The sequence below is a fragment of the Mesorhizobium sp. genome, from assembly GCF_017306585.1.
In the GTDB taxonomy this organism is placed as follows: domain Bacteria; phylum Pseudomonadota; class Alphaproteobacteria; order Rhizobiales; family Rhizobiaceae; genus Mesorhizobium.
In genome coordinates, this window is record NZ_JAFKIC010000304.1 from 1 (window position 1) to 11412 (window position 11412).

Below are 11412 nucleotides of genomic sequence, written 5' to 3' on the forward strand. Positions count from 1 at the left end.
GTGGTCAAGCGCCGCGAGAACGGCAAATGGTGGGGCGGCGAAGCTCCGCTCGACGGCGTCCAGTTCATCGACTACGGCACCGATTTCAACGCCACGGTCAACGCCTTCGATTCCGGCGAGATCGATCTCAATTTCGAGAGCCCGGCAGATTTCATCGACATCCTCGACAAGATGGGACTGGTGAAGTCCGAGGTGGCGACCGCGACCACGCTGGTCGCGCGCACCAATGTCACGCACAAGCCCTATGACGACAAGCGCGTGCGCAACGCCCTGCAGATGGCGGTCGACAACAATGCGGTGCTGCAACTCGGCTATAATGGCCGCGGCACTGTCGGCGAGAACCACCATGTCAGCCCGATCCATCCGGAATATTACGCGTTGCCCAAGAAGGAGCGCGACGCCGCCGGCGCCAAGAAGCTGATGGCGGAAGCCGGCCAGGCCGACTTCGAGCATGAACTGATCACCATCGAGGACGATTGGCAGAAGAACACCGGCGATGCCATCGCCGGTCAACTGCGCGACGCCGGCATCAAGGTGAAGCGCACGGTTTTGCCGGGGTCGACCTTCTGGAACGACTGGACGAAATATCCCTATTCGATGACGATCTGGTACATGCGCCCACTCGGCGTCCAGGTGCTGGCGCTCGGCTATCGGACCGGCGAGGCGTGGAACGAGTCCGCCTATTCCAATCCGGACTTCGACGCCAAGCTGAAACAGGCGCTGTCGCTCATCGACGTCGCCAAGCGCAAGGAGGTGATGAAGGATGTCGAACAGATCCTGCAGGATTCCGGCGTCATCATCCAGCCGTTCTGGCAGAAGCTCTACAGTCACACGAGCAAGAAGGTGAAGAACTACGGCGTCCATCAGACCTTCGAGATGGACCTCCAGAATGTCTGGCTGGATGGCTGAAAACCAGGCGGCACGGGGCTTCATGGACCGCAAAAAAGTCGATATGCAGGATGCGTGGTGTTGATTGCTTCAAGCCATCAAAAGCCGGAGATCCTGCATGCGACTGACCATGCTCCTTGCCGTCCTTTCGACAGCCTTGCCCGCCGCCGCCTTTGCCGGTCCGGCGTCCGATGCCGTGAAATTCTTCTATGTTCCCGAGGTCAAGTTCGAGGCCGACGCCCAGTATCGCGACCGCTTCACCGAACCAGTGACGAAACTGTTCGATCTCAACGACCAGGCAACCAAGAAGAATCCCGACCAGGTCGCCTGTATCGACTTCGATCCGGGCCTCGATGCTCAGGATTTCGACCAGAAGACCATCTCGAAGACCTTGAAGCTCTCCGAGACGGTCGATGGCGACACGGCGCAGGTGGTTGCGAACTTCAGCCTCTTTCCGGAAGGCGACGATTCACAACGCGAGATGCACTGGTCGCTCAAGAAGGTCGATGGCAAGTGGAGGATCTCGGACATTACCTCGAAGACCAACGACTGGACGCTGAGCAAGCTCGAATGCATGGCGGGCCAAGATCCGGAGTGATGCCATGGCCCGCCGGTCGTTTTTGGCGCTATCGGCAATGTGCTTGCTGGCGCTGGGCTTGAACGGGGCCGCTGCACAAGGCTTGTTGGGTCCGCCGCCGGCAAACGCCCCGGCGCAGCCCGCGCCAGCCGACAGCGGCGGGTCACCGCCCGCGACCGCGCCGGGCGGCGCCGTGGAGCCGGCGACGCCGCCGGTCGCCTGGCCGCCGACAGGGCCGGCCGCGCCGATCCAGCCGGGATCGCCGACGGCAGTGGTCAGGCCGTTTTACGATCAGGTCAATCTTGAGATCGATCCGGCGCAGCGCGGCCATTTCACCGATCCCGCGAAGACCGTCCTGGACAAGAGCGATGCGCTGCGCAAATCCGGGCAGGGGGAATGCCTCGACCCCAACATGGCGCTCGACAATGCCGACTATGACAAGGACCAGATAGACAAGAGCCTGAAGACGCTCGAGGCGATCAATGGCGACCAGGCCAAGGTCATCGTTGCCTTCGTCATCGACAACAACCCGCACCGCCTCGAATGGAAATTCAAGAAGGTCGACGGGCAATGGAAGATATCGGACCTGCTGTCGGTGACCGGCGAATGGGCGCTAAGCCAGTATCAGTGCGAGTGATGGCCGAGCTAGCCCCTTCCGCGATACGGCGCGACGCCGGTGTCGGGCAGCCAGGCGCCTTCCGGTGGCGCGCCGGTCTGCCAGAAGACGTCGATCGGAATGCCGCCGCGTGGGAACCAGTAGCCGCCGATGCGCAGCCACAGCGGCTTGGTTACCGCCACGATGCGCCGGCCGATCATGACGGTGCAGTCCTCATGGAAGGCGCCATGATTGCGGAACGAGGTCATGAACAGCTTCAGCGACTTCGATTCCACCAGGTCGGCATCGGGTGCGTAATCGATGACGATATGGGCGAAGTCCGGCTGTCCGGTAACCGGGCAGAGCGAAGTGAATTCGGGAACAGTGAAGCGCACGATGGCGGGCGGTCCGTCGCCACGCTGGAACGGCACGGTTTCCAGGACCGCTTGTTCGGGGCTCTGTGGCGTCTCGACGTGCGCGCCGAGCTGGGTGAGGGTTTTTGTATCGATCATCGCGGTTTGTCCTTGGATTTGCCGCGCTCATTAGCACCGGAAGGAACGCCGCGCAGCGGTTTTCGGATCGATCCGGTGCGCGACATTGAAACGGCAGGAAGAAGATGACCAGCAACGACCCGCTTCTCCAACCCTATCAGCTCAAGCACCTGACGCTGAAGAACCGGGTGATGTCGACCAGCCACGAGCCGGCCTATTCAGAGGACGGCATGCCGAAGGAACGCTACCGGCTCTACCATGCCGAAAAGGCCAAGGGTGGCATGGCGCTGACCATGACCGCCGGCTCGGCGATCGTCTCGCGCGACAGCCCGGCCGCCTTCGGCAATCTTCATGTCTATGACGACCGCATCGTGCAGTGGCTGGCCGAACTGGCCGAGGCCTGCCATGAGCATGACTGCAAGGTGATGATCCAGATCACGCATCTTGGCCGCCGCACCGGCTGGAACAAGGCCGACTGGCTGCCGGTGCTGTCGGCCTCGCCGGTGCGCGAACCGGCGCACCGCGCTTTCCCGAAGACCATCGAGGACTGGGACATAGAACGCATCGTCGCCGACTATGCATCGGCCGCGCAGCGCTGCCAGGCCGCCGGTCTCGACGGCATCGAGTTCGAATCCTACGGCCATCTGATGGATGGCTTCTGGTCGCCGGCAACCAACCATCGCGACGACGCGTTCGGCGGTTCGCTCGACAACCGCCTGCGTTTCACCGATTTGGTGCTCGACGCGGTGCGGGCGGCGGTTGGAGACAAATTCGTGGTCGGCATCCGCATGGTCGCCGACGAGGATTTTGCGCAGGGCCTGTCGAAGGAGGAAGGCGTCGAGATCGCCAGGCGTCTGGCCAACTCCGGCAAGGTCGATTTCCTCAACATCATTCGTGGCTCGATCGAAAGCGACGCGGCACTCACCAAGGTCATTCCGGTCACCGGCATGCGCTCCTCGCCGCATCTCGATTTCGCCGGCGAGGTGAGGGCTGTGACCAAGTTCCCTACCTTCCATGCCGCGCGCATCTCCGATGTCGCCACGGCGCGCCACGCCATCGCCACCGGCAAGCTCGACATGGTCGGCATGACGCGCGCGCACATCGCCGACCCGCACATCATCCGCAAGGTGATGGAGGGCCGCGAGCACGAAATCCGACCCTGCGTCGGCGCCACCTATTGCCTCGACCGTATCTATGAGGGCGGCGAGGCGCTGTGCGTCCACAATGCCGCGACCGGCCGCGAGGCCGACATCCCGCACATCATCCTCAAAACCAAAGGGCCGAAACGAAAGGTCGTTGTCGTCGGCGCCGGCGCGGGCGGGCTGGAGGCCGCGCGGGTGGCTGCCGAGCGCGGCCATCAGGTGACGGTGCTGGAAGCCTCGAGCCAGGCTGGCGGCCAGGTGCGTCTGGCAACGCAGAACCCGCGACGCAAGGAATTGATCGGCATCATCGACTGGCGGCTGGCCGAGCTCGACCGGCTGGGCGTCGAGATACGCTACGACACCTGGGCGGAGAAGGACGATGTCCTGGCGCTGGCGCCCGACGTGGTGGTCGTCGCCACCGGCGGCCTGCCGCAGAATCCGTCGCTGACGGCGGGCGACAATCTCGTCACCTCGAGCTGGGACATCATGGCCGGCAGCGTCAAGCCGGCCGAGAATGTCCTGCTCTTCGACGACAATGGCGGCCATCAGGGCATGGGCGCGGCTGAACTGATCGCCAACAGCGGCTCAAGACTGGAACTGGTCTCGCCGGAGCGTTTCTTCGCTCCCGAAATGGGCGGCATGAACCATGTGCCCTATGTCAGGGCCTTCCACGAGAAGGGGGTCACCATTACCATCAACACGCGTCTGCGTTCGGTGCGGCGCGAAGGCAATCAACTGATTGCCGAACTCGCTTCGGATTTCGCCGACGGCTGGCGGGGCGAGCGCAGGGTCGACCAGGTGGTGGTCGAGCACGGGACGGCGCCGCTCGACGAGCTCTACCTCAGCCTGAAACCGCTGTCGCGAAACAGCGGCGCCGTCGACTACGCGCGGCTGGTCAATGGAGGCGACATCTTTCCGGCACGCAACCCCGAAGGCGGCTTCGTGTTGTTGCGCATCGGCGACGCGGTCGCCTCCCGCAACATCCACGCCGCCATCTATGACGGGATCAGGTTCGGCCTGCGCATCTGAGGGCGTTAGGAAACCGTTGGCACGCGGCCGAGCCTCGTACGAGAGCCCATGTACGTCGGCCCGGCCGGCGTGCCCGTGCGTTGATGGCCAGAGCCGGGCAACGCACCATCGCCGTGAGGCAATGCTCAGATCATCCTCGCGATCGCCATGCACAGCACGGTGACCACCAGCAACCCGGCGGCAATGCGCTCGCCCATGGCCATTCTGGCGCGCAACTGAACCTCGGTTGCCGCGTCCGTGCCGGCAAGCCGCCTGCTTGGTCCCGCGACCATGGCGCCGAGCACGCCGGCGGCGGCGAAGGCGGTGAGGATGCCGAGCGCCAGTACCATTTCCATCGACCCGAAATAGGCGCCGTGGAAGAAATACCACAGCAACGCGCCAGTCAGGAAAACCATGCCGGAGGCGCCCATTTGCGGCCGGATGAAGCGCTCGGCCCTGATCTCGGGATCGCGGGCAAGCGTGATGGTGGTGCCGGCCCAGAACACGCCTGCCATGACGTGAAGACCGATGGTGACGATATAGACATACTGCATGCCCGATCTCCTCGTGAGCCGCGAATGAGTATATAGTTAGGTATCTAACGATTAGATGTCAATTGATCATTGGAAGCCAGTTCCATCCGCGTGAAACACCGTCTAGTGTCCCGGCAATGACACCTTTTGAACGCCCGCCGGTCGGTATGAATCTCGGCCGCACCGCCAAGCTTGTCGCCCAGGCCTTCGATGCCGCCCTGGTCGAGGCGGGCGGCACCTTGCCCGTCTGGCTCACCCTGCTGTCGGTGAAGTCGAGTGCCCTTGCCAATCAGCGCGAACTCGCGGGAATGATCGGCATCCAGGGCGCGACCCTGACCCATCACCTCAATGCGATGGAAGCGCAGGGCCTGCTGACGCGGCGCCGCGATCCCGTCAACCGCCGGGTTCATCTGGTCGAATTGACCAAGGCGGGAGACGCCATGTTCGATAGATTGCGGATGGCCGCACTTGCCTTCGACAAACGGCTGCGCACCGGATTGCCGGATGACAGGTTGGCCGAGTTCGCCGAGGTGCTGGCGGCGTTGCGCGCCAATGTCGAGGCCGACCTTCGCGGCATCGGGGACGGATTACCCGGCGGCAAGGGTGGCGAGCCGTCTCTTTCCCGCAAACCGGCTCGGCAAGTCAAACCATAAAAGGCTCAGCCGTCGTAGCCGGCGATCGCTCCAAAAGTGTAATGGCGCAGTTTGAGAGCCTTGATCAGCTCCGTCAGCTTGGTCTTGCCGTCAAAACCATCCTGGAACATCTCGTCATGCATCAGCAAAATGAGCTTGCCGGGCTTGGCGAAGCGGCCATAGCCGAACAGGTGATCGATCTCGGCGACCAGATGGTCGACGCTCTGCACCGGCTCGCCGCTGTCCTTGTGCACCCATTCGTGGTCCCAGCCATAGAGATAGAAGCCGGAGGCCGCGACGAACTCGTAGTCGGGATCCTCGCGGCCGGCTTGTGCCTGGCCGAGTGAGTTGTCGTTTTTCGACATTGAAGGCAGCCGGAACACATCGCGCCCAGGCAGGCGCGCGTGCACCGCTGGCTTCAAGCCAAGCACCGCATTGGCCATGAGCATGTCGGCGACCACGCCTTCGGTATCGCTGTAGAAGTGCCGGTAATGGTTATAGGCGTGGCTGTAGCTGTGGTTGCCGATCGTCACCAGAGGCATCGCCTTGGCGCGCCGCACCAGCATCTTGTTTGAAGCATTCGCCTCGGCGTGCATGCCGACCATGAACAATGTCGCCGGCACCTGCTCGGCCTCGAGCACGTCGAGAATGTTGCCGGTGCCGTTCAGCGGGCCATCGTCGAAGGTGAGATATATGGTGCGATCCGCCGCATGGGCCGGCGATGCGCAGACCAACATCGCTGCCAGGACAAACCGAAAGAATGTCATCAGGCGCAGTATCCGGTTGTGGTCGCTACAGGCCGCCATTTCCGCGGCTGGTTGTCAAGGCGAGCCGAAACCGCGCTATGCGAGGCTGCCTTGCAGCACCGTCAGCCGGGCCTTCTTCTTCGGCATGCGAGCGGTCAGCCATTCCAGCGCCTTGTCCTGCGGCATCGGGAAAGCGATGGAATAGCCCTGCACCTGGTCGCAGCCGATGGCCATCAACGAGTTGAGTTCGGCCTCGGTTTCGGCGCCCTCGGCGACGATAGAGATGCCGAGCCCCCGGGCAAGCTCGGTGATGGCGCGCACGATCTTGGAATTGTCGCCGTTCTCATGAATGTTCTGGACGAAGCGGCGGTCGATCTTGAGCCGGTCGATTTCGTTTGGATTGACGTGGCTCAGAGATGCATAGCCGGTGCCGAAATCATCGAGTTCCAGATGGACTCCGGCCGCCCTGATGTGACGCAGCTTTGCGGCGATGCCTGTCTTTTCGTCGTCCAGGATGACGGATTCCACGATCTCCAGCGACAGCTTCTGCGGTGGCAGCCCGGCTTTTTCCAGCGTCTCGAACAGAAACGTATCGAAATCATGCTCGCGCAGCTCGGTGCCCGAAACGTTGACGGCGAGCCGGCCGAAGGAAATCCCGGCACGGTTCCATTCGGCCGCTTCGTTGATCGCCTTGCTGATCACGATGCGGCCGATCTCGGGCATGAACCCGCATTTTTCGGCGACCGGAATGAATTCGCCTGGTGAGATCATGCCGCGTTCGGCGTGGTTCCAGCGCACCAGCGCCTCGATCCCGCTGATGGCGCCATTGGTCAGCGAAACCTGCGGCTGGAAGTAGACCTGGAACGCCCTTTCGGAAATGGCGACCTTGATGTCGTGTTCCAGCTGCTTGCGGTAATCGAGTTCGCGGCGCAGTTCCTCGGAGAAGAAGGAGAAGTTGCCGCCGCCCATTTTCTTGGCGGAGTAGAGCGCCAGATCGGCGTGGACGAGCAGGTCCTGCGCGTTGTCGGCGTCGATCGGATAGACCGCGATACCGCCGCTGGCGCCCGGAAGAATGGTGGTGCCCTGGAAGACGATCGGCTCGTTGATCTGAGCCAGGATGCGCCGCGCCAGCATGTTGATGTCCTCGGTGGTGCCGGCGCCATTGAGGATCATCACGAATTCGTCGCCACCGAGCCGCGCGCACAGATCCGAGGCCCGGCAGGAATCGCGCATGCGCTGCGCCGTTACCACCAGCACATAGTCGCCGGCGGCATGGCCGAGCGTATCGTTGATCTGCTTGAACCGGTCGAGGTCGAGTTGGACGACAGCCAGGCGTTCGCGCCGCCGGTGCGCGCCCTTGATCAGCGTATCGAAATGGTCGGTCAGGAAGGTGCGGTTGTGCAGGCCGGTCAGGCCGTCGTGAACGGCGATAAAGGCCATCGAATTACGAGCGTCGACCAGCTCACGCGTCTTGCGCAGGATCGCGTTGGACATCGGCCGGAAGATGAACAGCGCCACCAGCAGGATGACGCCCAAGGTGGCGTAGAAGAGTGTGCGGTGCAGGGCAAGCAGCTTTTCGGAGCGCTCGTCGGCATCCGCGTTGATACGCTGCCCGAGCGCGGCATAGCCCGACAAGGTGGCATTGGCGACCGAGGCATCGAGGTTTACGCGTTCGGCGCCGCCCTTGTAGCCGTCATTGTCGGCGCTGTTGAGCTGCGTTTCGAAGGCCGAGATCAGGCGGTCGCCATTGGCGATCAGCCCGACCGAGAAATAGTCGAGATGGAAGGGTTTGGCGAAGAGCACGCTCTCGATCGACCTGGGATCCTGTTTCGCCGTCGATTCCGGGTCTGCCCCGGTCTGCTTGAGCAGCAGGTCGTAGTTCTTCTCGAACTCCCCTGTCGCCTGTTTCAGCGCGCTGACCAGCGCCGGCTGCTTGTCGCGCGAAGCGGCGCCCGTCGCGCTGGCAAGGAAGACGATGCGCTGCGACAGCGTTTTTTGCGTGCTGACGATATCGAGCAAGGTGTGGTTGTTCTGCTGCGTCGCCATCGTCTGCTGCAGCAGGACGAAGGAAGCCGCCACCATGGCGGCAATGATCAGCAGCGCCAGCCAGTAGCCAGCCTTGATCAGCAGTATGAGCTTGCCTGAAACGGTTTGCACCGGCTGCTGCGACATTTTCGGGGGCGGCCCTCTCGCCAACGGATTCCTGTATGAGCACCATTGAACTGCAAACCTTAACAGGACTGGAAACCGATGATCTTGCGGCAAGGGGGAGCAGGGTAAACATCGCCGAATGGTTATCGGGTTCTTTCGCCATCGACCTGCATTTGAACATTCACGATGCCTGCATCCCTGCAGGATGGACTGCGGCATTGAGGTCGATGCTGTCCGGCCACCTGATACGGTCGCTTTTGCGATGGATTTTTTGCGCCGGCGGGACGACAGTCTGCCCACGTCAAACGAGGCCCGATCATGACCGCAGCATTCCTTTCCCATATCGACGGCGAGCTTGCCGGGCTGAAATCGGCCGGGCTCTACAAATCCGAACGGGTGATCTCGTCCATGCAGTCCGCGCAGATCGAGGTCGGCGGCGAGAAAGTGCTGAACTTCTGCGCCAACAACTATCTCGGTCTCGCCGACAGCCCTGAGTTGAGGGCAGCCGCAACTCAGGCGCTGGATCGCTACGGCTATGGCATGGCCTCGGTCCGCTTCATCTGCGGCACGCAAGAAGAGCACAAGCAACTCGAGGCGACGATTTCCTCCTTCCTCGGCCTGGAAGACACCATCCTTTACGGCTCCTGCTTCGACGCCAATGGCGGCCTGTTCGAGACGTTGCTCGGTGAGGATGACGCCATCATCTCGGACGCGCTGAACCACGCCTCGATCATCGATGGCGTCAGGCTGTCGAAGGCCAAGCGCTTTCGCTACGCCAACAACGACATGGCCGATCTCGAGGCACGCTTGAAGGAGGCGAAGGATTGCCGCTTCCGGCTGATCGCCACCGACGGCGTGTTCTCGATGGATGGCATCATCGCCAACCTCAAGGGCGTGTGCGATCTCGCCGACAAATATGATGCCATGGTCATGGTCGATGACAGCCATGCCGTTGGCTTCGTCGGCAGGAACGGCCGTGGCTCGGCCGAGCATTGCGGCGTCGAGGGCAGGGTGGACCTCATCACCGGTACGCTCGGCAAGGCGCTGGGCGGGGCGTCCGGCGGTTACACTTCGGGCAAGAAACAGGTGGTGGACTGGCTGCGCCAGCGCTCGCGGCCCTATCTCTTCTCCAACACGCTGATGCCGGCGATCGCCGGCGCCTCGATCAAGGTGTTCGACCTGATCCGCAATGGCGACGCCTTGCGCGAGCACCTATATGCCAATGCGGCGCGCTTCCGGTCGCAGATGGGCAAGCTCGGTTTCACGCTGGCCGGGGCCGATCATCCGATCATCCCGGTAATGCTTGGCGATGCCAGCCTGGCGCAGGAAATGGCGGCGCGCATGCTGAAGCGCGGCATATATGTCATCGGCTTTTCGTTCCCGGTGGTGCCCAAGGGGCAGGCGCGCATCCGTACTCAGATGTCGGCGGCGCACTCCAGCGCCGATATCGATCGGGCGGTCGAGGCTTTCGGTGAGGTCGGCAAGGAATTGGGCGTGATTGCCTGAGCAGCCAAAAGCGATTCCGGATCAAGAGATTCAAGGGACAACAGAATGTCGAACATGATGAAGGCGCTGGTGAAGGCCAAGGCCGAGCCGGGCATCTGGATGGAAGAGGTTCCGGTGCCGGAAATCGGCCCCAACGACGTGCTGATCAAGGTTAGGAAGACCGCGATCTGCGGCACCGACGTGCACATCTACAATTGGGACCAGTGGGCGCAGAAGACGGTGCCGGTGCCGATGGTGACCGGCCATGAATTCGTCGGCACGGTCGCCGATTTCGGCGCGGCGGTGACCGAATACAAGGTCGGCCAGCGTGTCTCGGGCGAGGGCCATATCGTGTGCGGTCATTGCCGCAACTGCCGTGCCGGGCGAGGGCATTTGTGCCGCAACACGCTCGGTGTCGGCGTCAACCGGCCCGGCGCCTTCGGCGAATATCTGGCGATCCCGCAACACAATGTCGTGCCGATCCCCGACGACGTGCAGGACGAGATCGCCGCGATCTTCGATCCGCTGGGCAATGCCGTTCACACTGCGCTGTCATTCGATCTGGTCGGCGAAGACGTGCTGGTCACTGGTGCCGGACCGATCGGCATCATGGGCGCGCTGGTGGCGCAATGCGTCGGCGCGCGAAAGGTGGTCATCACCGACATCAATCCGGTGCGGCTGGCATTGGCCAAGAAACTCGGTGTCCAGCACGTCGTCGATGCCTCCAAGGAGAAACTGCGCGACGTCATGCCGGCGCTCGGCATGACCGAGGGCTTCGATGTCGGGCTCGAAATGTCGGGCGCGGCCCCCGCTTTCCGCGACATGATCGACACGATGAACAATGGCGGCAAGATCGCCATTCTGGGCATCGCTCCGACCGGCTTCGAGATTGACTGGAACAAGGTCATCTTCAAGATGCTGCATCTCAAGGGCATCTACGGCCGTGAAATGTTCGAGACCTGGTACAAGATGATCGCCCTGGTGCAGGGTCCGCTCGATGTGTCGGGGCTCATCACGCATCGCATTGGCATCGATGATTTCCAGGCGGGCTTCGATGCGATGCGCAGCGGCAGTTCGGGCAAGGTGGTGATGGACTGGTAGGGCGCGTCGGCGGAGACGAAGAGTTCCTTCGCGCCCCCCTCTGTCCTGCCGGACATCTCCCCC

11 protein-coding genes are annotated in these 11412 nt (G+C 62.6%); 7 read left to right on the top strand and 4 right to left on the bottom strand.

Annotation, left to right across the window (positions count from 1 at the left end; translation table 11 throughout):
• The 3 genes from J0I79_RS33700 to J0I79_RS33710 all read left to right on the top strand — a co-directional run.
• Positions 1-909, top strand: a 909-nt coding sequence (locus tag J0I79_RS33700) for an ABC transporter substrate-binding protein (RefSeq protein ID WP_292870077.1), incomplete at its 5' end; no start/stop codon positions are given.
• A 97-nt stretch (positions 910-1006) separates the two neighbouring features.
• A complete protein-coding gene (locus J0I79_RS33705) occupies positions 1007-1486 on the top strand; it encodes a DUF3828 domain-containing protein (RefSeq protein ID WP_292870080.1) in 480 nt (159 codons plus the stop codon).
• Between the two features lie 172 nt (positions 1487-1658).
• A complete protein-coding gene (locus tag J0I79_RS33710) occupies positions 1659-2102 on the top strand; it encodes a hypothetical protein (protein ID WP_366015716.1) in 444 nt (147 codons plus the stop codon).
• Positions 2103-2110: 8 nt separating this feature from the next.
• Here the strand turns inward: J0I79_RS33710 and queF are convergent, their stop codons facing one another.
• Positions 2111-2572 carry a preQ(1) synthase gene (queF, locus tag J0I79_RS33715; protein ID WP_292870086.1) on the bottom strand — a complete coding sequence of 154 codons (462 nt, stop codon included), beginning with the start codon at positions 2570-2572 and terminating at the stop codon, positions 2111-2113.
• A 104-nt stretch (positions 2573-2676) separates the two neighbouring features.
• Here queF and J0I79_RS33720 point away from each other — a divergent pair, with 104 nt between their 5' ends.
• Positions 2677-4722, top strand: a complete 2046-nt coding sequence (locus tag J0I79_RS33720) for an NADH:flavin oxidoreductase (RefSeq protein ID WP_292870089.1) — start codon at positions 2677-2679, stop codon at positions 4720-4722.
• Positions 4723-4847: 125 nt separating this feature from the next.
• Here J0I79_RS33720 and J0I79_RS33725 read toward each other — a convergent pair whose 3' ends face one another.
• Entirely contained in the window at positions 4848-5255 is a 408-nt protein-coding gene (locus J0I79_RS33725) for a hypothetical protein (RefSeq protein WP_292870092.1), read from the bottom strand.
• 116 nt (positions 5256-5371) lie between these two features.
• Here J0I79_RS33725 and J0I79_RS33730 point away from each other — a divergent pair, with 116 nt between their 5' ends.
• A complete protein-coding gene (locus J0I79_RS33730) occupies positions 5372-5887 on the top strand; it encodes a MarR family winged helix-turn-helix transcriptional regulator (RefSeq protein ID WP_292870095.1) in 516 nt (171 codons plus the stop codon).
• A gap of 5 nt (positions 5888-5892) precedes the next feature.
• Here the strand turns inward: J0I79_RS33730 and J0I79_RS33735 are convergent, their stop codons facing one another.
• Both J0I79_RS33735 and J0I79_RS33740 read right to left on the bottom strand, forming a co-directional pair.
• Positions 5893-6633: a polysaccharide deacetylase family protein gene (locus J0I79_RS33735; RefSeq protein ID WP_292870098.1), complete on the bottom strand. Its 741-nt coding sequence runs from the start codon at positions 6631-6633 to the stop codon at positions 5893-5895.
• Between the two features lie 75 nt (positions 6634-6708).
• Positions 6709-8784 (bottom strand): EAL domain-containing protein, encoded by a 2076-nt coding sequence (locus J0I79_RS33740; RefSeq protein WP_292870101.1) that lies wholly within the window; start codon positions 8782-8784, stop codon positions 6709-6711.
• Between the two features lie 297 nt (positions 8785-9081).
• Between J0I79_RS33740 and J0I79_RS33745 the strand changes: the two genes are divergently transcribed.
• Both J0I79_RS33745 and tdh read left to right on the top strand, forming a co-directional pair.
• Positions 9082-10269, top strand: a complete 1188-nt coding sequence (locus J0I79_RS33745) for a glycine C-acetyltransferase (RefSeq protein WP_292870104.1) — start codon at positions 9082-9084, stop codon at positions 10267-10269.
• A gap of 45 nt (positions 10270-10314) precedes the next feature.
• Entirely contained in the window at positions 10315-11349 is a 1035-nt protein-coding gene (tdh, locus tag J0I79_RS33750; RefSeq protein ID WP_292870107.1) for an L-threonine 3-dehydrogenase, read from the top strand.
• The last annotated feature ends 63 nt before the right edge of the window (positions 11350-11412 follow it).